Here is a 24,227-nt window from a genome sequence, read left to right on the forward strand (position 1 = left end):
AATCGACCGGGCGGACGGTTTTGCCGGAGTCCGCTGGGCGCCGAGGCCGTGTAGCCTATTTTACGCATGCTGCGCGCGATGCGTCGATCAAGCCAAACGTTTGCGTGATCCGGAAATATCCAGAGTCCAATCCCGGTCTTCCATTCAGCAACGCACATGCCTCCGCCCCCGCGAGGCTCAATCAAGGCGGCTGAACAATGAAGATCGCATACCTTCTGGCGGCATTACTGCTGGTGCCATTTCTCGCGACGCAAGCCACGGCTCATGTGCAAACTGACAAAAGTCGCACTATCACGCGCATCGCCAAGCGACCGATCATTGGCGGTCGACTGCAAGGGGCTGGGATCGTAGGTCGTCAGATCGCGGCCCCGCCATGGAGTGCTGCCTGCATGAACGACCAAGGCCCGCAACAATGCGACGAGCCGATGTGGGTCTATGGGAGCCCCGACTATGTCGCGCAATTCAAGAATGCATTCTGACGTTGATCCGCGCGCTCAGGAAGCCGCCGCTCGACGCTACCTGTCGCGCCGGTTCGCGAGCTGGCTCGCGCGTCGCTGCTATCGCCAGAGGCCGAGCGAGGCCCACTTCGATTCCGGGATCGTGCCGCCGATCTTGTAGTGCAGGCTCGTTACGTGCAGGTGGTCGGGCGTGCCCTGGCAGACGTAGGATAATCCGTACCATCGGCCGTTGCTGCGGAACGCGCCGCCCGTCGCCGTGATCGTGTCGCCAGCGTGCGAGGGACGCGAGGTGACGTCCGACTTCGCCCGATCGGCCTCCTTTCCGGTGTCGCGGTCGATGCGGGACATCACGGCGTAGTCGCAGACCTGCTCTAGTCTCGTTTGCGGCTCGAGCCTGCGCAGGCTGTCGAGGAAGCGTTGGTCTTGGGCAAAAGCGGGCGTGGACAGCGCGAGCAGCGCCGTCAGGTAGATCAGTCTCAATTGTGCCTCGCTGTCGAGAGGAGGGAATCGACGGGTCCGCGTGATATACAAAAACACGCACGCCCATCAATCATCGGCGCACGTCGTCGGCGGTATCGCCGTGTGCAAGTCGCGCACGATTGCGCGAGCCGGGGCTCACGCCGGCGAGGTCTTCTTTTTCTTGTTCTGCTTGATGACCTTGGCTTGCGCGCGAAACGCTGTCGCGAGCGCCTTCAGCTCCCTGGTCACGATTTCATCGGCAGTCGCCTTTGCCGCGACTTCGGCCCTCCGGGCTTGCCTCTTGAGTTCTTTGGTCGTCTTGCTCATGACCCAGATCGCGGACCACAGCCGCGCTCCCTGCCGCAAATCCAGCCACCGCATGCGTGCTGTACGTCGCCGACGCGGCTGGCGTTTCACGCCGCTCGACCAAATAATGACGTGATGGACCCCGCAAAGGATCCATCGGCGAATTCCGATCGGCTCTATCGTACGGCGTTGCCGGTGATGTAACGCCGGCGGCGGCCTTTCAGATATCCCGGGGCCGGGCATCTGTTCCGCCGGTTTCGCCGCCGTCCGCGCCGGGCGGCGAGGGAAACCAGTCCCCGGGTCGATCTGGCGGATCCCCGCCGTCCCCACCATATCTGGCATAATCGGCGGTGGGGGACCGCAACCGCTTGGCCATTTTGGGCCGATGTGGTATCGCTCTGCGACCAGCTTCGACCGCCACTCGTGACCGTCCGCATCCTGCGTAAAGGCTTGCGGCGGTGGAGATATTTCGCCGATGACCTCTTCGCCCAAAACTGCTTCCGCGCCCGACTCCTTCTTCACGGCCGGTCTTGCCGAGGCCGATCCCGAGATCGCAGCCGCGATCAAGGGTGAGCTTGGGCGCCAGCGCCATGAGATCGAGCTGATCGCCTCGGAGAACATCGTCAGCCGGGCGGTCCTGGAAGCACAGGGCTCGGTGATGACCAACAAATACGCCGAGGGCTATCCGGGCGCGCGCTACTATGGCGGTTGCGAGTGGGTCGACGTCGCCGAGAACCTGGCGATCGATCGCGCCAAGAGGCTGTTCGGCGCCCAGTTCGCCAACGTCCAACCCAATTCCGGCAGCCAGATGAACCAGGCGGTGTTCCTGGCCCTGCTGCAGCCCGGCGACACCTTCATGGGCCTCGATCTCGCCGCCGGCGGCCACCTCACTCATGGCTCGCCGGTCAACATGTCCGGCAAGTGGTTCAAGGCCGCGCACTACACCGTGCGGCGCGAGGACCAGATCATCGACATGGACGCGGTGCAAAAGCAGGCCGAGGAGGTTAAGCCGAAGCTGATCATCGCCGGCGGCTCGGCCTATTCGCGCGCCTGGGATTTCAAGCGCTTCCGCGAGATCGCCGATAGCGTCGGCGCCTATCTCCTGGTCGACATGGCGCATTTCGCGGGCCTCGTCGCCGGCGGCGTGCATGCTTCGCCGGTGCCGCACGCCCACGTCACCACGACCACGACGCACAAGTCGCTGCGGGGGCCGCGCGGCGGCCTGATCCTCACCAATGACGAGACGCTCGCCAAGAAGCTGAATTCGGCGATCTTCCCGGGCCTGCAGGGCGGCCCGCTGATGCACGTCATCGCCGCCAAGGCGGTCGCGTTCGGCGAGGCGCTGCGGCCGGACTTCAAGGTCTACGCCAGGAACGTGGTCGAGAACGCCAAGGCGCTGGCGGAGACGCTGCGTGGCCACGGCCTCGACATCGTGTCCGGCGGCACCGACAACCATCTGATGCTGGTCGACCTGCGTCCGAAGGGACTGAAGGGCAACGTCTCGGAGAAGGCGCTGGTGCGCGCCGCCATCACCTGCAACAAGAACGGCATCCCGTTCGATCCCGAGAAGCCGTTCGTCACCTCCGGCCTGCGGCTCGGCACCCCGGCGGCGACCACGCGCGGGTTCGGCGTCGCCGAGTTCAAGCAGGTCGGCGGCATGATTGCCGAGGTGCTGAATGCGCTCGCGCAGTCGCCCGACGGCAAGGCGCCGCTGGTCGAGGCCGCGATCAAGGAGCGCGTCAAGGCGCTGACCGATCGCTTCCCGATCTATCAGTAAGGTATCGCTCTCCAAGGGGCTCCGTCGGATGCGCTGTCCGAGCTGCAACAGTCTTGATACGCAGGTCAAGGACTCGCGTCCGACCGAGGACTCCGCCGTGATCCGCCGGCGGCGCGTCTGCATGGCCTGCAACTTCCGCTTCACGACATTCGAGCGGGTGCAGCTCCGCGAACTCACCGTGATCAAGCGCAACGGCCGCCGCGTGCCGTTCGATCGCGACAAGTTGGTGCGCTCGCTGCAGATATCCCTGCGCAAGCGCCCGGTGGATTCCGAGCGGCTGGAGAAGACGGTGTCGGCGATCGTGCGCGAGCTCGAAAGCGGCGGCGAAGCCGAAGTGTCCTCGGAGGCGATCGGCGAGATCGTGATGGAGCATCTGCGCCAGCTCGACGATGTCGCCTATGTGCGGTTCGCCTCGGTCTATCGCAATTTCCGCGAGGCCAAGGACTTCGAGATCGTGCTCGGCGAGCTGCACGGCGAGGACGACCCGCAGGTCGCGACGCTGCGAAAATGATCTTCCGCATTCTGGAAGATCAGCTCGCGCAAAAATCCAGAGACGCGAAGGCTGCCGATCTACGTTTCATGCAGCTCGCGCTCGCGCTCGGCCGGCGCGGACTGGGGCGGACCTGGCCCAACCCGGCGGTCGGCGCCGTGATCGTCAAGGACGGCGTGATCGTCGGCCGCGGCTGGACCCAACCAGGCGGGCGTCCGCATGCGGAGGTGGAGGCGCTCAGGCGCGCCGGTCCCGCCGCCCGTGGCGCCACGCTCTATGTGACGCTCGAGCCCTGTTCGCATTTCGGCCGCTCGCCACCCTGTGCCGACGCCGTCGTCGCGGCGGGGGTTGCCCGCGTGGTCTCGGCGATCGAGGATCCCAATCCGGAGGTCGCCGGGCAGGGCCACGCCAGGCTGCGCGCCGCCGGCATCGCCGTCGATGTCGGGTTGTGTGCGACGGAGGCCGCGCTCGACCATGCCGGGCACTTCCGCCGCGTCCGTGATGGCCGCCCACACGTGATCCTCAAGCTCGCGCTGTCGGCCGATGACATGATCGCCGCCGCCGGCAACCGGCCGGTCGCGATATCAGGCGATGCGGCACGGACCCGTGTGCATCTGTTGCGCGCGCAGAGCGATGCGATCCTGGTCGGGATCGGCACGGTGCTGGCGGACGATCCATTGCTCACCTGCCGGCTGCCGGGCATGGCGTCGCGCTCGCCGGTCCGCGTCGTGCTGGACCGCGCCTTGCGGACGCCGGGCGACAGCCGCCTGGTGCATTCCGCGCGCGAGACCCCGCTCTGGGTGATGACATCGGACATGGCGGAAGCGCCCGCCGCGGTGAAGCTCGGTGCCGCCGGCGCGCAGGTGATCCGCGTCGCCTCGACGGCGATGCCGCCCGGGCTCGATTTGCCGGCCGTGCTCCATACGCTGGCGGAGAAGGGGATCACGCGGCTGATGGTCGAGGGTGGGGCACGGGTTGCATCGTCTTTCGTCGCTGCCGGCCTCGTCGACGAAATCTGGCTGTTGCGCGGGCCTGAGAGCATCGGCGCCGACGGCGTTCCCGCGTTGGACGCATTGCCGCTCGCCGCAATCACGCAGTCGCCGTCGTTCAGGCTTCGTGCTAGCGAGGCGCTCGGCAAAGACAGTCTTGATATCTACGAGCGTGCGTAATGTTTACCGGAATTGTCACCGATGTCGGTGAAATCACCCATCTGAAGCAGGTGGCGCAGGGGCAACTGCACCGGATGCGGATCGCCTGCGACTACGACCAGACCACGATCGCCGACGGCGCCTCGATCGCCTGCAACGGCGTCTGTCTCACGGTGGTCGCCTCCGGCACCACCGGCGGCAAGACCTGGTTCGACGTCGATGCCGCAGCCGAGACGCTCGGCATGACCACGGCGAAGGGCTGGGTCGAGGGAACCCGGCTCAACCTCGAGCGCGCGCTCAAGATCGGCGACGAGCTCGGCGGCCACATCGTGGCCGGCCACGCCGACGGCGTCGCGACCATCGTCAGGCGCGACGATCTGCCCGACATGGCCCGTTTCGAGCTGAAAACCACCCGTGAGCTCGCGCGGTTCATCGCGGCCAAGGGCTCGGTGACACTGGACGGCGTGTCGCTGACGGTGAATACGGTCGATGACGTGACCTTTTCGGTGCTGATCATCCCGCATACGCTGGAGGTCACCACCCTGAGCGGCTGGAAGGCCGGCAGCGAGGTCAATATCGAGGTCGACCTGATGGCCCGCTACGCGGCGCGGCTGTCGGAGATGAAGTGACGGCGGAGCGGTCATTCCGCTTCGGACCATCCCGGAATGACGACCTCTAACATTGATGCTTGGCTTGGCTACCACTGGCGACTACATACCGCGCCGGTACCAGAATGAAACGGATTGAAGAATGGCTGACGCGCGGCGCGCACCCCTGAAGGACCAGACCGACATATCAGGCGCCCGCGCGCTGATCGTCGAGGCGCGGTTCTATGACGACATCCAGGATGCGCTGCTGGAGGGCGCGGTGGCCGAGCTGAAGGCGGCCGGCGTGACCTATGACGTGATCACGGTGCCGGGCGCGCTGGAGATTCCGGCCGCGATCGCGATTGCGATCGATGCGGCGGAATCGGGCGGCAAGCCGTATGATGCGGCCATTGCGCTCGGCTGCGTGGTGCGCGGCGACACCATCCATTTTGAGATCGTGTCGAACGAGTCCTCGCGCGGACTGATGGATCTGGCGGTCAGCCGGAAATTCCCGGTCGGCAACGGCATCCTGACCGTCAACACCGAGGCGCAGGCCTGGGCACGGGCGCGTGCCAGCGAATTGAACAAGGGCGGCGACGCGGCGCGCGCGGCGCTTGCGATGCTGCGCATCAAACGCCGTCTGGCAAAGGCCTGACCATGGCAGAGAGCAAGAAGCCGGCGAAAGGTCCCGACAGGAAAGCCAACCGGCGCGGTGCCGCGCGGCTCGCGGCAGTGCAGGCACTGTACCAGATGGATATCGCCGGCGCCGGCCTCAACGACATCTTCGCCGAGTTCGAGAGCCACTGGCTCGGCAACGAGGTCGAGGGTGAGAAATACCTGCCGGCCGAGGCTGCATTCTTCCGCGACGTCGTCTCCGGTGTGGTACGCGACCAGGCGAGGCTCGATCCCTTGATCGACGACGCGCTGTCGAAGGGTTGGCCGCTGAAGCGGATCGACGCGATCCTGCGTGCCGTGCTGCGCGCCGGCTCCTACGAGCTCGAGCATCGCAAGGACGTGCCGGGCCGTGTCGTCGTCTCCGAATATGTCGACGTCGCCCATGCCTTTGTCGAAAAGGACGAGACCGGCATGGTGAACGCCGTGCTCGACCAGATCGCGCGCCAGTTCCGCAGCGATGAGTTTGTGCGGGGGTGAGCCATGTGCTGAGCTGTCATCACCCGCGCATACGGGTGATCCAGTACGCCGCGGCAGCAGCCATCGGCCACCGATGCCGCGGCGTACTGGATCGCCCGGTCAAGCCGGGCGATGACGGACGAGGGTGAGGCGCGCACCATGGCAGATCGTCAGAGTAGTCCATCCGGCGAAGACAGCCTCATCGCGCGCTATTTCAAGCCGCTCGTGACCGATCCCGGCGCGTTCAATCTCGACGACGACGCCGGCGCGCTGAAGGCGGGCGGCGAGGAGATCGTGGTCACGACGGATGCGATTGTCGAGGGTGTGCATTTCCTCGCCGGCGATCCGCCCGATACGCTGGCGCGCAAGGCGCTGCGGGTGAACCTGTCCGACATTGCGGCCAAGGGCGCCGTGCCCGCGGGCTTCGTGCTGACGGTGGCGCTACGCGGGGTCGAGGAGGCCTGGCTGAAGCCGTTCGCGGCTGCGCTCGGCGAAGACGCCGCGCAGTACGGTTGCCCGCTGCTGGGCGGCGACACCGTGTCGACGCCGGGACCGTTGATGATCTCGATCACGGCGTTCGGGCGGGTGCCTGATGGCCGCATGGTGCACCGTTCCGGTGCAAAGGCCGGCGATCGTGTGTTCGTCACCGGAACGATCGGCGATGCCGCGCTCGGCCTCGACGTGTTGCGGGGCGGTCCGGTCGCCGCGGCGCTTGCTGAGGATGCCGCCGCCAGGGATTGGCTCGCCTCCCGGTATCGTATCCCGCAGCCACGCAACGCGCTGGCGTTGGCAGTGCGCGAGCATGCCAGCGCCGCGATGGATGTATCGGACGGGCTGGCGGGGGACCTCGCCAAGCTGTGTGCAGCGTCGGGCGTGTCGGCCGACATCGAGCTGCCGCGCATCCCGCACTCCCGGGCTGTCGCACCGCTGCTTGCGGACGGCACGGTCGGCGTCGAGGCGTTGATCGCTGGCGGCGACGACTACGAAATTCTCTGCGCCGTGCCCGAGGACCGCGCCGACGCCTTTGCGCTGGCGGCGCAGGGCGCAGGCGTCGCTGTCGCCGCCATCGGTCGGATCGTCAGTGGCCGCGTCGGTCCGCGTTTCCTCGACGGACAGGGCAGGGAACTGACTCTGGAGCGGCTGTCCTACAGCCATTTCTAGTACACCCGGCCGCAAGCCGCGACTTTCCTCCTAAAGAGCTGCCAATATCGGCGTTTTCGGCCCCAGGTGCCGTTGCGCGGGGTTAACGATTTTGGCAAGGTCTCGCCCGATTTGAGGACATGCCTCTCTTGGGGAGGGATGATCCTCGCAAAATAAGCGCCAGCAAAAAAGGCGCGGGGGTTACATCAAGGATCTGAGGCAACATTCAATGACAGCATTATGGTTGATTGTGCTCTGCGGGGCGCTTTCCGTCGTCTACGCGATCTGGGCGACGTCGTCGGTCTTGAACGCGGATGCAGGCAGTCCGCGCATGCAGGAGATCGCAGGCGCCGTGCGTGAGGGGGCCCAGGCCTACCTGCGCCGCCAGTACACCACGATCGGCATGGTCGGTATCGTGATCTTTCTGCTGCTGGCCTACTTCCTCGGCGTGCTGGTTGCGATCGGCTTTGCGATCGGCGCCATCCTGTCGGGCGCCGCCGGCTTCATCGGCATGAACGTCTCGGTGCGCGCCAACGTCCGCACCGCGCAGGCGGCGACCACCTCGCTCGCAGGCGGCCTCGAGCTCGCCTTCAAGGCCGGCGCGATCACCGGCCTTCTGGTCGCCGGTCTCGCGCTGCTCGGCGTCACCATCTACTTCATCGTGCTGGTCCACTTCCTCGGGCTGGAGGCCAGCAGTCGGACCGTGGTCGACGCCATGGTGGCGCTGGGCTTCGGCGCCTCGCTGATTTCGATCTTCGCCCGTCTCGGCGGTGGCATCTTCACCAAGGGTGCTGACGTCGGCGGCGACCTCGTCGGCAAGGTCGAGGCCGGCATCCCCGAGGACGATCCGCGCAATCCGGCGACCATCGCCGACAACGTCGGCGACAATGTCGGCGACTGCGCCGGCATGGCGGCCGACCTGTTCGAGACCTATGCGGTGACCGCGGTCGCAACCATGGTGCTCGCCGCGATCTTCTTCGCCAAGACGCCGATCCTGGTGAACATGATGACGCTGCCGCTCGCGATCGGCGGCATCTGCATCATCACCTCGATCATTGGCACCTTCTTCGTCAAGCTCGGCGCGAGCCAGTCGATCATGGGCGCGCTGTACAAGGGCCTGATCGCCACCGGCATCCTGTCGCTGATCGGCGTCGCAGCCGCCATCAACTGGCTGATCGGCTTCGGCAAGCTCGACGGCGTCGAGTACACCGGCATGGCACTGTTCTGGTGCGGCGTGGTCGGTCTCGTGGTCACCGGTCTGATCATCTGGATCACCGAGTACTACACCGGCACCGACTATCGCCCGGTGAAGTCGATCGCTTCCGCCTCGGTCACCGGTCACGGCACCAACGTGATCCAGGGTCTGGCGGTCTCGATGGAAGCGACCGCGCTGCCCGCGATCGTCATCATCGCCGGCATCCTCGTCACCTACAGCCTGGCCGGCCTGTTCGGCATCGCAATCGCGACCGCCACCATGCTGGCGCTGGCCGGCATGATCGTCGCGCTCGACGCCTTCGGCCCGGTCACCGACAACGCCGGCGGCATCGCCGAGATGGCGGGGCTGCCCAAGGAGGTGCGCAAGTCGACCGACGCGCTCGACGCGGTCGGCAACACCACCAAGGCGGTGACCAAGGGCTACGCGATCGGCTCCGCCGGTCTCGGTGCGCTGGTGCTGTTTGCGGCCTATAACCAGGACCTCAAGTTCTTCATCAGCGACGGTAACGCCCACGCCTACTTCAAGGGCGTCAATCCGGACTTCTCGCTCAACAACCCCTATGTGGTGGTGGGCCTGCTGTTCGGCGGCCTGTTGCCGTATCTGTTCGGTGCGATGGGCATGACGGCGGTCGGACGCGCCGCCGGCGCGATCGTCGAGGAGGTGCGCCGTCAGTTCCGCGAGAAGCCCGGCATCATGCAGGGCACCGACAAGCCCGACTACGGCAAGGCCGTCGACCTGCTGACCAGGGCGGCGATCAAGGAGATGATCATCCCGTCGCTGCTGCCGGTGCTGTCGCCGATCGTCGTCTACTTCGTGATCTACGCGATCGCGGGCGGCGGCGCGGCCGGCAAATCGGCGGCGTTCTCGGCGGTCGGCGCCATGCTGCTCGGCGTGATCGTCACCGGCCTGTTCGTCGCGATCTCGATGACCTCGGGCGGCGGCGCCTGGGACAATGCCAAGAAGTACATCGAGGACGGTCACTATGGCGGCAAGGGCTCAGACGCCCACAAGTCAGCGGTGACGGGCGATACCGTCGGCGATCCCTACAAGGACACCGCGGGTCCCGCGGTGAACCCGATGATCAAGATCACCAACATCGTGGCGCTGCTGCTGCTGGCGATCCTCGCGCACTGAGTGGCGCGGAGCGACTGAAACGCAAAACCCCGCGGCGCAAGCCGCGGGGTTTTGTCTTGCGATGTCATTCCAGGGCGATGCGAAGAGGCGAACTATGGCGCGCTTGCGCGCCTGAGACTCTCGAGATTCCACAATGCGCAATTGCGCATTGTGGGTCGCCTCTTCGAGGCGCCCCGGAACGACGGCTACGCCGTCACTTCACCTCCATCTGCAGGCCTTCCTTCTCGATGATCGCGGCAAATTTCGTCGTCTCCGCCCCGACGAAATCCGAGAACTGCTGCGGCGTACCGTAGTCGGCGCTGGCGCCCATGCCGGCGATGTTCTTCTTGACGTCGTCGCGGTCCAGCATCGCCTTGACCTGCCGGTTCAGCTCATCGACCACGGGGGCTGGCGCCGCCTTCGGCAGAAACACGCCAAACCAGGACGCGACATCGAACCTGGCAAGCTCCGGTGCGGCCTCGCGCATCGGCGGCAGCTTCGGCGCGGCCTCGCTGCGCTCGGGCGTGGTGACGCAGAGCCCGTTGAGCTTGCCGTCGAGCACCTGCGGCAGCGACGGATAGAGGTTGTCGAACAGGATCTGGATGTCGCCGGCGAGCGCGGCCTGGAGTGCAGGCCCGGCGCCGCGGAACGGCACATGCGTCATCTTCAGTCCAGTGAGCTGGAGGAACCAGGCCCCGGTGAGGTGAGGGCTCTGTCCGGTGCCGGACGAGCCATAGGTGAGCTTGTCGGGATTGGCCTTCAGGTAGGCGATCAGCTCCGGAATTGATTTGATGCCGGTGGTCGGATGGGCGGTGACGATGTTCGGAATCCGGATCATGTTGGAGACTGGCTGGAGCTGGTCGGCCTTGTACGGCAGGTTCCTGAAGATGCTGTAGGCGATTGCGTTCGGCCCGGGATTGCCGATCAGGATGGTGTGGCCGTCGCCCCTGTTGCGGGCGACCTCCGCGGTCCCGATGGTGCCCCCCGCACCGGAGCGGTTTTCGACGACCACCGACTGGCCCCAGATCGGCTGCAGGTGCGCGGCGAGGAGCCGTCCCATCACGTCGGTCGAGCCGCCCGCTGCGGCCGGAACGATGATCCGGACCGTCTCGGTCGGCCGCCAATCTCCGGCGCCCAGGCTCGCACGAGGCAGAATCGCCGCGGCCGACAGCGCGGCTGCGCCCGACAATACCGTACGACGGGAAAATCTCTTGCTGATCATGCGTTTGCCCCCTGGTCTCGCAACGTTTGCGAGCGACCCTAGGGGACCGCTTGTCTTTCGGGCAAGCGGCAACTTGGCGCAGGTGTCCGGCTCACCATCGACATTGCGCGGACGTCGCGCAGCAGGCTGCGGCCACGTTTGGATCGGCCAAGCTCAGGCGCCACGAAGCGCGTGTACCGGGCCTTCCTTCACGGATTCCGACTTCAGCTTCGTCGCGCCGAAGCCGTCGATCTTGCAGGCGATGTTGTGTCCGTCGCCACTCGGCCTAGTTGAAGCTTAACAGCTTGAACAGTGGCGTCAGGTAGGACATCTCCTGGCCCGAGGTCGGCGTGGTGCGGCTGACGAAGTCGAAGATCTTGCCGTCCTTCAGGCCGTAATTGGCCAGCCGCCGCACCTGCCGGTTCTTGTCGAAATAGACCGCGATCACGCGCTGGTCGATCACGTGCTGGTTCATGAAGGCGACCGGGCGGGAGGTCCGCTGCGAGATGTAATAGAACACCTCACCATCGAGCGTGGCGACCGTGGAAGGCGTGCCAAGTACGATCAGCACCTGGTCCTGGCTCGCGCCGATCGGAATCTGCTCCAGCGCGCCGTCCGGCAGGATGTAGCCCTTCTGGAATTGCTCGCCGGTGCATGCTCCAAGGCTCGCACAGGCGGCACAGAGGAAGCCGACGGCGGAGATCGCGCGGATGCGCGAGAACAGGCCGCGCGCGGACGCTCCGCGTGGCTGAGTTGGGAATGTCTGGTTCATCGACGGAACTGATTGGTCCCCTTGCGTCGGGCGAGCCGTTGACGTACCGGGCAGCTCAATGGATTGCAATATAGCCAAGCCTCCAACAGGCTAACCCTCAACAGGCGACCTCTGGGCCCGCAGCCGGAACCCATCATGCTTTGGCCGTTTAATCACTTCAGGAAACCCCGGGTGCCGCCGCGCAGCACCATTGAGACCATCTATGGCATGATCGTGACGCAGGCGCGAGAACCGTTGTTTTACCGTGACTTGGGCGTCCCGGACACGGTCAATGGCCGTTTCGACCTGCTTTTGCTGCATCTTTGGCTGGTATTGCGGCAGCTCAAATCCGCTGGCGCCGGCGCGGATCTGTCGCAGGCCCTATTCGACCACTTCTGCGTCGATATGGACGACAATCTGCGCGAGATGGGCGTCGGCGACCTAACCGTGCCGAAGCGCATGCAGGCGTTTGGCGAAGCGTTTTACGGCCGGACCGCGGCCTATGATCTGGCGCTGACCGACAGTGACGAGGCGCTGGCCCAGTCGTTCTGCAAGAACATCCTCAACGGCAGGGACATCGACAAGGCGCGGGAACTCGCGGCCTATGCAAGGCGCGCGATGGCGGAGCTGTCGCGGGTCGATCTGGCTGCCCTGGTTCAGGGCGCATGGCGCTTTCCGTCGCTACAAAGCGCAGGTGAATCGGCATGAGCGGTGGCACGACAGGACGGCCTGCGCCGGTGCGTGATCCCTGGCGCGTCCTCATCAATGCGGCGCAGGTCCCGGAGTCCGGGCTGCACCGCGAGATCGAGGCGGACGAGGCGGCCCGCAGGGCGATGGCCGAGATCGCCGGGCTGCGCGAGCTGATTTCCGCGCATGCGGCATTCGACATCATGCCGAAACGCGACGGCAGCTACCACGTCACCGGCAACGTGCAGGGACGGGTCGGGCAGACCTGCGTGGTGACGCTCGACCCGATCGAGAACGACATCGACGAACCGATCGACGTGATGTTCGCGCCGCCGGAGCAGATTCCGCAGATGGCCGATCTGGTCGACGATGCCGAGGATAGCGACGACGAGACGCCGGATCCACCGGAGCCGATCGTCAACGGCTTCATCGACATCGGCCGGCTCGCCACTGACGCGCTGTTTCTTGGTATCGATCCGTATCCACGCAAGCCGGATGCGGTCTTTGAACAGCCGGTTGAAGCGCCTGATCCGGAAGACCATCCCTTTGCCGCGCTGAAGGCCTTGAAGGGTAAGACCGACGGCAAGAAGCCGAAGGGCGGCTAAGACCTACTTTTGTACGGGGATGACCTGTGTGCGGAAACGCGCGAGGGGCATCCCTTGCCAGATCAGATAATCGTCACAATATATTGAAACGTCATGTATTTTCGTTTTGGCGTGATGTATTGTGTGACGGTCCGGCCACATCATGGAACGCCGTCAAGAGGTTGTGTCGGACCGCGGACACGCTATTGTCGCGGCCCGGCCGGGACGCGAGTTGGCGTTTCGCCGCGCGCCGTTGACAGCGGTGACTTCAAGCTCGCGGCCTTGATCTGAAAAGGCTGTGGGAGAGCAGGTTTCCGGGACGTTCATGCCTCAAAAGGTTCGAATCGCGCTTGACGCCATGGGGGGCGATGTCGGCGCATCCGTCGTCATTCCCGGCGCTGCGATTTCGTTGAGTCGTCATCCTGACAGCGAATTCCTGTTGTTCGGCGACCAAGCCAAGATCGAGCCCGAGCTCGCCAGGCATCCGGCGCTGAAAGCGGTGTCGAAGGTGATCCATACCGATGTCGCGGTGAAGAATGACGAGAAGCCGAGCCAGGCGCTGCGGCGGACCCGCCGCGCGTCCTCGATGTGGCTTGCGATCGATGCCGTGAAACATGGCGCTGCCGATGTCGCCGTCTCTGCCGGCAACAGCGGCGCGCTGATGGCAATGGGCGGGCTCAATCTGCGGACCTTGCCCGGCGTCGACCGTCCGGCGCTCGCGGCGGTGTGGCCGACGCTGCGCGGCGATTCTGTCGTGCTGGACCTCGGGGCCACGATCGGTGGCGACGCCCGGCATCTGGCGACGCTGGCCGTAATGGGCAGCGCGATGGCGAGCGTCCTGTTCAACCTCGAGCGCCCGACCGTCGGCCTGCTGAATATCGGGTCCGAGGAGATCAAGGGTCATGAAGAGATCCGCGAGGCGGCCGGAATGCTTCGGGCGATGAACTCGTCCCAGTTCAACTATGTCGGCTTCGTCGAGGGCGACGGCATCGGCAAGGGCGCCGCCGACGTCATCGTGTCGGAAGGTTTCAGCGGCAACATTGCGCTCAAGACCGCCGAGGGAACGGCGCGCCAGATGTTCACCTTGCTGCGCGAGGCCATGTCATCGAGCTGGCTGGCGCGCATCGGCTACCTGTTCGCCCGCGGCGCGTTCCAGCAGCTCCGCGACAAGCTCGATCCCAACAAGTCGAACGGCGGGGTGCTGCTCGGCCTGAAGGGCGTGGTGGTCAAGAGCCATGGCGGCATCAACGCGGAAGGCTTTGCCTATGCGGTGGATGTTGGCTATGAGATGGCGCACTACGATCTCCTCACCAAGATCAATCAGATGCTCAATCGCGACGGCAGCGCGCTGGTGCAGGCGCAGACCGCGCAGGAGGCTGTCTCGTGACTGCGATACGTTCGGTTGTGCTCGGCTGCGGCTCATACTTGCCGGAGCGGGTTTTGACCAATGCCGAACTTGCGACCCGAATTGACACATCGGATGAGTGGATCGTGCAGCGCACGGGCATCCGCGAGCGCCATATCGCAGCCGACGACGAGTTCACCTCGCATCTGGCGATCAATGCGGCGCGCGCCGCGCTCGCCGATGCAGGGCTCGACGCCCAGGCGATCGACCTGATCGTGCTGGCGACCTCGACGCCCGACAACACCTTTCCCGCCACCGCTGTCGCGGTCCAGCACGGGCTCGGCATCAACCACGGCGCGGCGTTCGACTTGCAGGCAGTGTGCTCGGGCTTCGTGTTCGCGCTCGCCACCGCCGACAATTTCCTGCGCACCGGCGCCTACAAGCGCGCCCTGGTGATCGGCGCAGAGACCTTCTCGCGGATCCTCGACTGGAACGACCGCGGCACCTGCGTGCTGTTCGGCGACGGCGCCGGCGCGATCGTGCTCGAGGCGCAGCAGCACGCCGGCAAGACCAGTGATCCGGGCGTGCTGACCACGCATCTGCGTTCCGACGGACGTCACAAGGGCAAGCTGTTCGTCGACGGCGGTCCCGGCTCGACCAAGACGGTCGGGCATCTGAGGATGGAGGGCCGGGAGGTGTTCAAGCATGCCGTCGGCATGATCACCGACGTGATCGTCGATGCGTTCAATGCGACCGGCATCACTGCCGAGGATATTGACTGGTTCATCCCGCATCAGGCCAACAAGCGAATCATCGATGCATCGGCGCACAAGCTCCATATTGCGCCGCAGAAGGTGGTGCTGACGGTCGACAAGCACGGCAACACCTCGGCCGCCTCGATCCCCCTGGCACTGTCGGTTGCGGTGAAGGACGGACGCGTGAAGAAGGGCGACCTGGTGCTGTTCGAGGCGATGGGCGGCGGCTTCACCTGGGGGTCGGCGCTCGTGCGCTGGTAAGCGGATCGCTAAAAAATACGAGTAATTTGCCGGCTTCTTTGCGGCATCCGCGTGCTGGTCGCTGTTGACCATTGCGCGCTAAGCTTTTAATTTCAGTCAACAAAATTGTTCGCCGAGAGTGCGGGGCAGGCGATGACCACGGGAACCGGAAAAACAGTTACACGCGTCGATCTCTGCGAAGCGGTCTATCAGAAGGTAGGTCTGTCGCGCACGGAATCGTCGGCGTTCGTCGAGCTTGTGCTGAAGGAGATCACCGATTGCCTGGAGAAGGGCGAGACGGTGAAGCTGTCGTCGTTCGGCTCCTTCATGGTGCGCAAGAAGGGGCAGCGCATCGGGCGCAATCCGAAGACCGGAACCGAGGTGCCGATTTCGCCGCGTCGCGTGATGGTATTCAAGCCGTCGGCAATCCTGAAACAGCGCATCAACGGCCACATGGCCGTCAATGGCGACGGCAGCAAGGCCGAGTGACCATTGAATTGAGGTGAGAGGAGCGGGCATTTGGACAAGGCGCCGGATGCGTTCCGTACCATCAGCGAAGTCGCTGACGAACTCGACATTCCCCAGCATGTCCTGAGATTCTGGGAAACGCGCTTCGCGCAGATCAAGCCGATGAAGCGCAGCGGCGGACGCCGCTACTACCGCCCCGACGACGTCGATCTGCTCAAGGGCATCCGCCGGCTGCTCTACGGCGAGGGTTACACGATCCGCGGCGTGCAGCGGATTCTGAAAGAGCACGGCATCAAGTCGGTGCAGGGCATCGCCGACCAGACCGCGGCCGTCTCGTTCGGCGCGGTCGAGGAGGCAGTCGGCCACAGCATGGCCGAGCCCGACGACGCCGAGCTCAACGGCGGATTCGATCTCGACGGCGAGGAGGGCGACGGCGACGAGAAGGGCATCGACTATCGATTCGTCGACCCCGACGAGGACGCCATCCTCTCGACCTACAAGGCGCGCGCCCAGCCGAAGGCGCCGGCCGCGGCGCCTCCGGCGCGGGCCGGAATTTCGACGGCCGATCGCGAACGGCTTGAGCGCGCGCTGCAAGACCTGGTCGCTTGCCGGCAGATGATCGACACGGCGATGAAGGACGGCGGCGACCGTGGTGGAACCGGGGTCTGATTGGCGGCGTCAGGGCCCGCTTCCCGCCTTGCGCGAACGCGGGATCACAGCTAATGGAACGGCATCGGAGCGTGGCGCAGCCCGGTTAGCGCACTAGTCTGGGAGACTAGGGGTCGGAGGTTCAAATCCTCTCGCTCCGACCATTCTTTCTCAAAGAGCTCAATGGCGCGTGGGGCCGTCCGGGTTGCGGCGGCCTGGTCTTACGCCGTGTAGTCCAGCGCGACTTTCACGCAGGCCTTTTCGAGGCGGCTGTTGAGGCTGGCGAGCTTGCCGGTGAACTCGGCCAATTCCTTCTCGCTGAACTGCTCGAAGACGGATTTCCGGAACGCGTCGTATTGCCCGGCGAGGCTTGCCAGGTGCTTCTTGGTCTTGTCGGTCAGCGACAGCCGGACCACCCGCGCATCGAACGGCGAGGGTGCACGCCGCAGCAGCCCTTTCTGCTCCAGCAGCTTGGACTGGGTGGTGACGAACGATGGATCGACGTGGAGCAGCTTCGACACCATGTTGATCTGCACGCCGTCGTCCTTGTCGAGATCCGAAATCGCGATCAGGATCATCCATTGTGGAGCGCTGACGCCGAGCGACTTGCCCCAGAACTGGCGGACTTCCTCGAGGTGAGAATTGATGGCGGAAATCTCGAGGGTGAATCGTTTGATGATGTCGAGATTCTCCAGGGCGCGCTGACGCGCCGCATCCTTCCTTGTGAGTGACACAGCTTCGGTTTCCTCTTCCTCGCGCCCCGGGGACAGCTTTTCGCTGCTTCGATTCTTGTGATCCTTGCGGGCAGGCGCGACTGTTCACGCAAAGCAAGGCCGGTGCAAGTAGCTTAAATTAATCGTGATGGCGATGTGACGAGCAAGATTGTTTCAGCGCGACCAATGATCATTGGAAGGCAATAAACGGGTCGCAGCTACGCATTTGGCGAATCATCTGCAGCACGCTTATTTACTTACCTGACTTACTAAACTATATAGACCGCGGCCAACATGTGAATGATGGCTCTTAGCTTGATGCTAAGCCTCCCAAACCTCCGGCAATGCCCTGCCGGAGGTTTTTGATTCCGCGGTCCCACTCGCGATCACCCGCGCGGCTTCGGCCCGCGAAAGTGGCTCTGCGATGACAGGGAACGGCGGAGGGCACCCAGCCTTGCCGCCGATTCGTCACCGTCAAGATTTGACGGAATCGATCCGCGATGCATTCTCGCCGGTCATGGGGCGCTTCAAGAACAGCCGACTGGCTCGTATGAGCAGCGGCCACTATTGCTTGATACGGGATCTCGGGCTGGTGAAGGGCGGCAAGGGACTGCGGCACCATGAGGTGATCCTCGATTTCTCGTGGCGCGGCCTGCTCAAGCTGTTCTTTCCGTAGCGCGGACTTTTGCGACGCTCGGACACTCGGTCATGCTCGTATCAAGGGCCAGTCCCACGCCCGCAGCAACTGGACGCCGCAACGACAATCGGTAGGCTTGACCCGCCGATCGACAACACCGCCGCCAGAGCGGGATCGGACATGCGGGATGGAAACGGCGAGGGCCAGCCATGACAACACGTCCGACCGGCGTGATACCGCCGATGACGACGCCGTTCCGAAAGGACGGCGAGATCGATCTCAAGCTGGTCGCGTCACAGGTCGACTGGCTGCTCGGTGCCGGCGCCCATGGCCTGGCGGCCGGCGGCTCGACCGGCGAGGGCCACGCGCTCGATCATGAGGAATATCGCGACCTGATCGCGGCGACGGTGGAGGCCGCCCGAGGCCGGGCACCGGTCATCGCCGGCATCATCGTCGACTCCACCCGTGATGCCATCCGCCGCGGCAAGCTGGTGCGCGACATGGAGGTCGCGGCACTGCAGGTGACCCCGGTGCATTACCTGTTCAAGCCCGATGACGAGGCGATGGTCGGTCATTTCCGCCGCATCGCCGATGAGACCGGCATGCCTGTCATCATCTACAACGTGGTGCCGTGGTCCTATCTGTCGCCGGCGCTGCTGACGCGGATCATGACCGAAGTGCCGCTGGTGATCGGCGTCAAGCAGAGTGCGGGCGACCTGAAGCTGTTCGCCGACCTCATGATGATGGCGCCGGACAAGCTGATCTATAGCGCGGTCGATGCCCTGATGTATCCGTCCTACACGCTCGGCGCGCACGGCTCGATCGCAGCGATCCTCACCGCCGTGCCGCATGCCTCGGTCGCGCTGTGGGACGCAGTGAAGTCAGGCAACCACGGCAGGGCGCTTGAGCTACACAGGAAGCTGCTGACCATGTGGAATGCGCTCATTGCCGACAATCTGCCGGCCTGCACGCGCTATGCCCAGACATTGCAGGGCCTGCCGCAAACCCATCCGCGGGCGCCGATGCCGGAGGTGTCGCCGGCGCAGCAGGCCGCGATCGCGAAGGCGCTGGAGGGGCTTGGTGCGCTGACCGGTAAGCGCGGCGAGGCGGCCGAGTAGAGGCCGCTTTGCAGATCATATCCCGAGCAGCCAGACGCCGACGACAGCCGCGAGCACCACAAGAGCGCTGATCACCCAACCGACCGCGTAGGCCGGGTCGCGATCGTCAGGTCGATCGACCATCGTGTCATGCCAGTGGGTCATGGCAACCTCCTGGAGTGAGCTCTCCTCATCAATACGTCGCAATCGATGCGAAGTGGTTCAAGGGGCACGCGGAGGAGGAAATTCCGCGCTGCGGTTTGGCCCTGCAACGAGGTCGCGTTGAACTGCGTGGCGATCGATCGTAGGTTTTCGCGGGCTCGTTGCCACGGGGCCGGAGCGTGTCCCACGCTCGCGCAAGAACACTAAAAATGTCAGGAAACTCTCATGAAGGATTTCGCCGGAAAGATTGCCGTGATCACGGGCGGCGGCACGGGAATGGGACGCGAGCTCGCGCGCCAGCTCGTCGCCGAAGGCTGCAATGTCGCGATGTGCGACGTGTCGGCCGAGGCCATGGCGGAGACCAAGCGGCTCTGCGAGGTCGAGAAGCTGCCGCAGGGCCTGCGCATCACCACCCACGTCGCCGACGTCTCGATCGAGGATCACTACAAGCGCTTCCGGGATGAGCTGATCGAGCAGCAAGCGACCGACAAGATCCATCTGCTGTTCAACAACGCCGGCATCGGCGGCGGCGGCAGTCTGTTCACCAACACGCGCGAGCAGTGGGAGCGCACCTTCAACATCTGCTGGGGTGGCGTCTATCTCGGCGTCCGCACCTTCCTGCCGCTGCTGGTGAAGGCCGACGAGGCCCATATCGTCAACACCTCGAGCGTCAACGGGTTCTGGGCCTCGGTCGGGCTGGGCGTGTCGCACACCGCCTATAGCGCCGCAAAATTCGCGGTGAAGGGTTTTACCGAGGCGCTGATCAACGATCTCCGACTCAACGCACCGCATGTGAAATGCTCGGTGGTGATGCCTGGCCATATCGGCACCTCGATCGTCTCCAACTCGCGCAAGGTGCAGCTCGGCACCGATTCCGACCAGCTCTCCGCCGACGAGCTGATGCAGGCGCGCCAGCGGCTGAAGGGACAGGGCATCGACGTCGCCAAGATGTCGGATGCCGACATCCAGCAACTCGCCCACGACCGCGCCCGCATCTTCCACGATGAGGCGCCGACCTCGGCGGCCGCCGCCGCCAAGATCATCCTCGATGGCGTCAAGGCTGACCGTTGGCGCATCCTGGTCGGCGACGACGCGCATTTGCTCGACGAGCGCGTGCGCAAGACGCCGGAGCAGGCCTACACGCCCGAGTTCTATCAGGACATCGTTGCGGCGACCGGCTGGAAGGTCGGCTGATCCGTTCTGACCGGATCAGGACCGAAGCTCCAATTTAGCCGCGCGCCGCGCGCTGGCGCGGCCCCAATTGGTAGGCGAGGCGGTAATGCCCTAGGCAATAGGGCATGCCGCCGAGCGGGGTGTTGCCGCAGAAGCAGAAGTCATCGGCCCCCGGCGTGCTGATCGGCCAGCGGCAGCGCTGCTCGCTGAGCTCGAACAGCGAGCAACTGTTGGTGCTGACCACGGGAGCATCGTCGGCCTGCTGGTCGTAGACCGCCTGCAACATCTGGAGCTGTTGCTTTGCGGTCGCTCTGGACGCGGCTCCGGCAGATCTCTTCCGGCGCGCGCGGCGCTCGCCGGGCGTCGTGCGCGTCAGGTTCAGCCGTGAGAGCTTGCCGATTACCGCGTTGCGGCTGACGCCGATATTGATCGCGATGTCCCGGCAGGAGAGGCCGGCCTCAAAGCAGCTTTTGAGTTGTTCGACGCGCTCGGGCGTCCAGGTCGGTTCGATGGCGATCATCTGACGGTTCCACGTTCTGTTGAACCGCCGCGCCGGCGTGGGCGCCCTTATGCTTGAGCGTGATCCTGCGGAAATTCGGTTCCCACTTTCCGGATCATGCTCTCAGGGCGTGCGACCGTTGTCGCGAATCGCAAGCAGCCCGTCCTTGATGGCGAGCCGAATGCCTTCCTCGATCAGTGTCCGTGCAACGCCCGGGACGCTCGTGCCGTGAGTGCCCTGTCTCACCAGTTTCTCGAGATATCCGATGGTCGAGAGCGCCAACGTGACGGGTACGCGGTCGGTTTCGGCCTTTTCCGTAGCCATGGGGAACGCTAACTCTGAACGCGTGTACTGAAAAGTATCTATTTAGAGTCTATTTAGGAATGAAGCAGTTCGTCAAGGCTCGGCTGCGGGCAAACGGCCGCACCCAGAAGCCGGTTCCCGGCGTCCCGCGCGCTCCAGATTGTCCAGCGGAACGAAGGGCTTAAGTTCGCAACTCAACTTTGATTGGGAACTTCTTGAGCAGCCGTTCAGCGATTTCGGCCTTGTCCGGCGTTGCCGCGACGCTCAGGACCAGCCCCCGCGACGGGTCGGTGATCGCCTCCACGCGGACCTCGTTCGACAGCCCCTCCAATGCGAGCAGCTCACGGGCGGCTTCGCCAGCGGCGATTTCGCGGAGCTTCGGCTTGAAGATCTTGCCGACCGGCGTGACCGGCATCTCGGCGATGACCGACACGGCGCGCGGCCGCGCCGGTGGTTCGGGGATATTGTCCTGCACGAAGGCGGCGAGCGCCTGGGCGTCGACATGCACGCCGGGCTGCGCCGAGACGAACAGCATCGGCACCTCACCGGCATAGGCGTCGGGACGCCCGACCGCGGCGGCAAGTGCCACGCCGGGAAACTGCAATGCCGCGTCCTCGATTGCGCGCGGGTCGATGTTGTGACCGCCGCGGATGATGACGTCCTTGGCCCGGCCCATGATGTAGACGAAGCCGTCGGCATCGATCCGGCAGATGTCGCCGGTGCGCAGCCAGCCATCATGGAAGGCGTCTTCGGTCTGCTGCTTGTCGACATAGCCGGCAAACACTTGCGGTCCCCTGGTCAGCAGTTCGCCAACTGGTGACGGCCAGGGTCCGATGTGCAGCTTGCCGCCTTCGAGGATCGCAAGCTCGACCAGCGGATTGCGCGTGCCGACGCTTTCCGCGCGCGGCTTCACGCCGTGCACGTCGTGCGCGATGGCGCCGGCGAGCTCGGTCATGCCGTAGAGCTGCTGGATGCAGGGGCCGCCCCAGGTCGCCAGATAACGGCGTTCAATCTCCGGCGGGCAGACCGAGGCGCCGGTGGCGGTGACGCGCAGGCTTGAAATGTCGCTGTCGCCCACCGGGACATCAGCGATCGCGCCGAGCACGGTCGGCACATTGCCGGCGATGTTGATGCGATATTGCTCGACGATCTTCCAGAAATTGGTGATGAGCGCCGGATCGCGCGCGCCGGCTGGGCCGGGAATGAGCATGGTGACACCGGACGTCAGGCAACTGGCGACGGTGCAGAACAGGCCGCCAACATGGAACAGCGGCAGCGTGATCATGCCACGCTCGCCACGGCGGAAGTCGAGCGCCATTTTGGAGGAGATGGTCGAGGCGACCATCGCGCGGTTGGTGAGCCGCGCCACCTTGGGATGGCCGGTGGTGCCGCCGGTCGGCAGCATCACGGCGACACGGTCGGCCTCGCTCATGTCCGTTGATTTGCCGTAGTCGTCGCGCCAGGCGGGATCGGGCCGCAGCGCCTCGCCGTCGAACGCGATGCTGCCATCGAGCGGCACGATCACGATGCGCTTGAGCGTCGGCACCTCCCGCTGCAAGCCTTCGATCTTCTCGTAGAGACCGCCCGGCATGCCCGGCGGTGGCGCCAGCAACAGCTTTGCCTTGATCGCGTTGAGCTGGGCAATGATCGCGTCGCGCGTGAACAGCAGATTGAGCGGTTCGGCGATGCCGCAGGCGGCCGCGCCGAAGATCGCAACCACGGTCGCGGGGCAGGCCGGCAGTAGGATCGCAATCGCGTCGTCCTTGCCGACGCCTTGGGCGCGAAAGAAGGTTTCGGCCGCCTTGATGCAGCCCATCAGGTGATCGTTGGAGATCACCACCGGATTTGGATCGAGCGGCGAACGCAGATAGATGGCGGCCTCGGCATCCGGCGCACCCTGCGCGCCGCGGGCAATCAGATCGAGAATGCGCGGGCAGGCGGCGAGCGCCTCCTGCATCTCCTTGTCGCGCGCGGCTTCATCGGCCGGCGAAAGCCTGTCCTTCAGCATGTCCGTCCCCGTCGCTTTTGTTCGTTGGCGGGGATTGTATCGAGGCGCAGGCCTGAAAAACAATCCGTTATTCCGGGACGATGCGTCGCATCGATTCTCAGGTGCGCAATTGCGCACCAAGGAATCTCGAGATTCCGGGTTCGTATCTTCGATACGCCCCGGAAATGACAGTATCACCCGTGGACGACAGACTTGGCGATCATGCAGTGAATGCCCTTGGAGCCGTTGACGGTCTGCGTCACGCGCAGGTCGGCGGCCAGGCTGCACAGCGTGTAGGCGTCCTCGCGCGAGAGATTGCGCTTCTCGCCGAGCAGGGCGATCATGTCACGCAGGGCTCGCACAACGCACTGGTCGAGATCAGGATCCATCGCCATGGTCATGTAATGGTCCGCCGTCTCCGCGCGCGGATAGGCGAGCTTGATGTCCTTGCGCAAGGTCAGACGGAAGCGGCCGGTGAGCGCGGTCTCGATCGCGGTGACGCAGACCTCACCATCGCCCTGCACGCCATGGCCGTCGCCACAGGAAAACAGCGCACCCGGCACGAACACCGGCAGATAGAGCTTGGCGCCGGCGCCGAGCTCCTTGTTGTCGAGATTGCCGCCCATCGCGCGCGGAACAAGCGAGGAGATGCGGCCCCAGGCCGGCGGCGGCGACACGCCCATCACGCCGAAGAACGGCTTCAGCGGCAGGTCGAGCCCCCAGGGCATGCGGCCGACCATGCGATCGCGATCGAGCGGGATGTTGAGGATGCGCGGCTCGTGGAAATCGTCCGGCAGGGTGCCGGACAGCGGCTTGATCAGATTGTAGCCCCAGTCCTGCCGAAGCTGCACATCGAGGATATCGACCTCCAGCACGTCGCCCGGCTCGGCGCCGCTGACTGCGATCGGGCCGGTGAGGATGTGCCCCGGCACCATCCGCTCGCTCCGCGCGTGGATGTCGGCCAGCTCGGGCGGAACGTGAAATCTGTTGCGGTCGGGCACCACCTCGGGGCCGCCGCTGACAGTTTCCACCGTGACCTCGTCGCCGCTCGCGATCGTCAGGACCGACTTCAGCTTGGCTTCAAAAAAGCCCCAATGGCAGGTTTCGGGACCGGACTTCAGATGATGATGGGTCATGTGACGTCTTTTGATT

The 24,227-nt window shown here is 64.9% G+C and carries 28 protein-coding genes and 1 tRNA gene; 19 read left to right on the forward strand and 10 right to left on the reverse strand.

All coding sequences use genetic code 11. The features are described from left to right. The first annotated feature begins 197 nt into the window (after positions 1-197). Positions 198-479 carry a hypothetical protein gene (locus P6U25_RS16425; protein WP_407152165.1) on the forward strand — a complete coding sequence of 94 codons (282 nt, stop codon included), beginning with the start codon at positions 198-200 and terminating at the stop codon, positions 477-479. Positions 480-557: 78 nt separating this feature from the next. Here P6U25_RS16425 and P6U25_RS16430 read toward each other — a convergent pair whose 3' ends face one another. Both P6U25_RS16430 and P6U25_RS16435 read right to left on the reverse strand, forming a co-directional pair. Beyond that, positions 558-938, reverse strand: a complete 381-nt coding sequence (locus P6U25_RS16430) for a DUF930 domain-containing protein (protein ID WP_407152166.1) — start codon at positions 936-938, stop codon at positions 558-560. A 135-nt stretch (positions 939-1,073) separates the two neighbouring features. Next, on the reverse strand, positions 1,074-1,334 hold the full coding sequence (locus tag P6U25_RS16435) for a hypothetical protein (RefSeq protein ID WP_407152167.1): 261 nt from the start codon (positions 1,332-1,334) through the stop codon (positions 1,074-1,076). A 364-nt stretch (positions 1,335-1,698) separates the two neighbouring features. Between P6U25_RS16435 and glyA the strand changes: the two genes are divergently transcribed. The 8 genes from glyA to P6U25_RS16475 all read left to right on the forward strand — a co-directional run bounded on the left by glyA (position 1,699) and on the right by P6U25_RS16475 (position 9,846). After that, positions 1,699-3,000, forward strand: a complete 1,302-nt coding sequence (glyA, locus tag P6U25_RS16440) for a serine hydroxymethyltransferase (RefSeq protein ID WP_407152168.1) — start codon at positions 1,699-1,701, stop codon at positions 2,998-3,000. Positions 3,001-3,028: 28 nt separating this feature from the next. Next, the gene (gene nrdR / locus P6U25_RS16445) at positions 3,029-3,511 is read left to right on the forward strand and encodes a transcriptional regulator NrdR (protein ID WP_407152169.1); all 483 of its coding nucleotides are present in this window, start codon (positions 3,029-3,031) and stop codon (positions 3,509-3,511) included. Next, positions 3,508-4,659: a bifunctional diaminohydroxyphosphoribosylaminopyrimidine deaminase/5-amino-6-(5-phosphoribosylamino)uracil reductase RibD gene (gene ribD / locus P6U25_RS16450; RefSeq protein ID WP_407152170.1), complete on the forward strand. Its 1,152-nt coding sequence runs from the start codon at positions 3,508-3,510 to the stop codon at positions 4,657-4,659. The genes nrdR and ribD overlap by 4 nt, the downstream gene beginning before the upstream one ends. After that, positions 4,659-5,267 carry a riboflavin synthase gene (locus tag P6U25_RS16455; RefSeq protein ID WP_407152171.1) on the forward strand — a complete coding sequence of 203 codons (609 nt, stop codon included), beginning with the start codon at positions 4,659-4,661 and terminating at the stop codon, positions 5,265-5,267. The genes ribD and P6U25_RS16455 overlap by 1 nt, the downstream gene beginning before the upstream one ends. Positions 5,268-5,388: 121 nt before the next feature. After that, positions 5,389-5,880: a 6,7-dimethyl-8-ribityllumazine synthase gene (gene ribH, locus P6U25_RS16460; protein WP_407152172.1), complete on the forward strand. Its 492-nt coding sequence runs from the start codon at positions 5,389-5,391 to the stop codon at positions 5,878-5,880. Positions 5,881-5,882: 2 nt separating this feature from the next. Next, positions 5,883-6,377 (forward strand): transcription antitermination factor NusB, encoded by a 495-nt coding sequence (gene nusB / locus P6U25_RS16465; RefSeq protein ID WP_407152173.1) that lies wholly within the window; start codon positions 5,883-5,885, stop codon positions 6,375-6,377. Between the two features lie 138 nt (positions 6,378-6,515). After that, the gene (gene thiL / locus P6U25_RS16470; protein ID WP_407152174.1) at positions 6,516-7,517 is read left to right on the forward strand and encodes a thiamine-phosphate kinase; all 1,002 of its coding nucleotides are present in this window, start codon (positions 6,516-6,518) and stop codon (positions 7,515-7,517) included. A 208-nt stretch (positions 7,518-7,725) separates the two neighbouring features. Next, positions 7,726-9,846 carry a sodium-translocating pyrophosphatase gene (locus P6U25_RS16475; RefSeq protein WP_407152175.1) on the forward strand — a complete coding sequence of 707 codons (2,121 nt, stop codon included), beginning with the start codon at positions 7,726-7,728 and terminating at the stop codon, positions 9,844-9,846. 193 nt (positions 9,847-10,039) lie between these two features. On the opposite strand, the gene P6U25_RS16480 is transcribed toward P6U25_RS16475, so the two are convergent. Together P6U25_RS16480 and P6U25_RS16485 are read right to left on the reverse strand one after the other, a co-directional pair. After that, on the reverse strand, positions 10,040-11,047 hold the full coding sequence (locus P6U25_RS16480; protein WP_407152176.1) for a Bug family tripartite tricarboxylate transporter substrate binding protein: 1,008 nt from the start codon (positions 11,045-11,047) through the stop codon (positions 10,040-10,042). Between the two features lie 265 nt (positions 11,048-11,312). Continuing rightward, positions 11,313-11,798 (reverse strand): outer membrane protein assembly factor BamE, encoded by a 486-nt coding sequence (locus P6U25_RS16485; protein WP_407152177.1) that lies wholly within the window; start codon positions 11,796-11,798, stop codon positions 11,313-11,315. Between the two features lie 135 nt (positions 11,799-11,933). Between P6U25_RS16485 and P6U25_RS16490 the strand changes: the two genes are divergently transcribed. The 7 genes from P6U25_RS16490 to P6U25_RS16520 all read left to right on the forward strand — a co-directional run bounded on the left by P6U25_RS16490 (position 11,934) and on the right by P6U25_RS16520 (position 16,668). After that, the gene (locus P6U25_RS16490) at positions 11,934-12,485 is read left to right on the forward strand and encodes a ubiquinol-cytochrome C chaperone family protein (RefSeq protein ID WP_407152178.1); all 552 of its coding nucleotides are present in this window, start codon (positions 11,934-11,936) and stop codon (positions 12,483-12,485) included. Then, on the forward strand, positions 12,482-13,069 hold the full coding sequence (locus tag P6U25_RS16495; protein WP_407152179.1) for a YceD family protein: 588 nt from the start codon (positions 12,482-12,484) through the stop codon (positions 13,067-13,069). Before P6U25_RS16490 ends, P6U25_RS16495 begins: the two co-directional genes overlap by 4 nt. Positions 13,070-13,373: 304 nt before the next feature. Then, the gene (plsX, locus tag P6U25_RS16500; protein WP_407152180.1) at positions 13,374-14,435 is read left to right on the forward strand and encodes a phosphate acyltransferase PlsX; all 1,062 of its coding nucleotides are present in this window, start codon (positions 13,374-13,376) and stop codon (positions 14,433-14,435) included. Beyond that, positions 14,432-15,409, forward strand: a complete 978-nt coding sequence (locus tag P6U25_RS16505) for a beta-ketoacyl-ACP synthase III (protein WP_407152181.1) — start codon at positions 14,432-14,434, stop codon at positions 15,407-15,409. Before plsX ends, P6U25_RS16505 begins: the two co-directional genes overlap by 4 nt. 132 nt (positions 15,410-15,541) lie before the next feature. Beyond that, positions 15,542-15,877, forward strand: a complete 336-nt coding sequence (locus tag P6U25_RS16510; RefSeq protein ID WP_407152182.1) for an integration host factor subunit alpha — start codon at positions 15,542-15,544, stop codon at positions 15,875-15,877. Positions 15,878-15,907: 30 nt separating this feature from the next. Continuing rightward, the gene (locus P6U25_RS16515) at positions 15,908-16,525 is read left to right on the forward strand and encodes a MerR family transcriptional regulator (protein WP_407152183.1); all 618 of its coding nucleotides are present in this window, start codon (positions 15,908-15,910) and stop codon (positions 16,523-16,525) included. A 65-nt stretch (positions 16,526-16,590) separates the two neighbouring features. Then, positions 16,591-16,668, forward strand: a tRNA-Pro gene (locus tag P6U25_RS16520). A gap of 57 nt (positions 16,669-16,725) precedes the next feature. On the opposite strand, the gene P6U25_RS16525 is transcribed toward P6U25_RS16520, so the two are convergent. Continuing rightward, positions 16,726-17,238: a MarR family winged helix-turn-helix transcriptional regulator gene (locus tag P6U25_RS16525; protein WP_407152184.1), complete on the reverse strand. Its 513-nt coding sequence runs from the start codon at positions 17,236-17,238 to the stop codon at positions 16,726-16,728. Between the two features lie 529 nt (positions 17,239-17,767). Here P6U25_RS16525 and P6U25_RS16530 point away from each other — a divergent pair. Together P6U25_RS16530 and P6U25_RS16535 are read left to right on the forward strand one after the other, a co-directional pair. Further along, on the forward strand, positions 17,768-17,893 hold the full coding sequence (locus P6U25_RS16530; protein ID WP_407152749.1) for a hypothetical protein: 126 nt from the start codon (positions 17,768-17,770) through the stop codon (positions 17,891-17,893). Positions 17,894-18,063: 170 nt separating this feature from the next. After that, positions 18,064-18,972: a dihydrodipicolinate synthase family protein gene (locus P6U25_RS16535; protein WP_407152185.1), complete on the forward strand. Its 909-nt coding sequence runs from the start codon at positions 18,064-18,066 to the stop codon at positions 18,970-18,972. A 15-nt stretch (positions 18,973-18,987) separates the two neighbouring features. On the opposite strand, the gene P6U25_RS16540 is transcribed toward P6U25_RS16535, so the two are convergent. After that, positions 18,988-19,116 (reverse strand): hypothetical protein, encoded by a 129-nt coding sequence (locus P6U25_RS16540; protein ID WP_407152186.1) that lies wholly within the window; start codon positions 19,114-19,116, stop codon positions 18,988-18,990. Positions 19,117-19,338: 222 nt separating this feature from the next. On the opposite strand from P6U25_RS16540, the gene P6U25_RS16545 reads away from it, so the two are divergent. Continuing rightward, a complete protein-coding gene (locus P6U25_RS16545) occupies positions 19,339-20,307 on the forward strand; it encodes an SDR family oxidoreductase (RefSeq protein WP_407152187.1) in 969 nt (322 codons plus the stop codon). A 34-nt stretch (positions 20,308-20,341) separates the two neighbouring features. Here the strand turns inward: P6U25_RS16545 and P6U25_RS16550 are convergent, their stop codons facing one another. The 4 genes from P6U25_RS16550 to P6U25_RS16565 all read right to left on the reverse strand — a co-directional run bounded on the left by P6U25_RS16550 (position 20,342) and on the right by P6U25_RS16565 (position 24,211). Beyond that, positions 20,342-20,806 (reverse strand): GcrA family cell cycle regulator, encoded by a 465-nt coding sequence (locus P6U25_RS16550; RefSeq protein WP_407152188.1) that lies wholly within the window; start codon positions 20,804-20,806, stop codon positions 20,342-20,344. Between the two features lie 102 nt (positions 20,807-20,908). Further along, positions 20,909-21,109, reverse strand: coding sequence for a hypothetical protein (locus P6U25_RS16555; protein ID WP_016844973.1), 201 nt, complete (start codon positions 21,107-21,109; stop codon positions 20,909-20,911). A gap of 160 nt (positions 21,110-21,269) precedes the next feature. Continuing rightward, positions 21,270-23,096 (reverse strand): AMP-binding protein, encoded by a 1,827-nt coding sequence (locus tag P6U25_RS16560; RefSeq protein ID WP_407152189.1) that lies wholly within the window; start codon positions 23,094-23,096, stop codon positions 21,270-21,272. A 173-nt stretch (positions 23,097-23,269) separates the two neighbouring features. Further along, entirely contained in the window at positions 23,270-24,211 is a 942-nt protein-coding gene (locus tag P6U25_RS16565; RefSeq protein ID WP_407152190.1) for an acetamidase/formamidase family protein, read from the reverse strand. Positions 24,212-24,227: the final 16 nt, after the last annotated feature.

It is taken from the genome of Bradyrhizobium sp. ORS 86, from assembly GCF_045571475.1.
GTDB lineage: Bacteria > Pseudomonadota > Alphaproteobacteria > Rhizobiales > Xanthobacteraceae > Bradyrhizobium.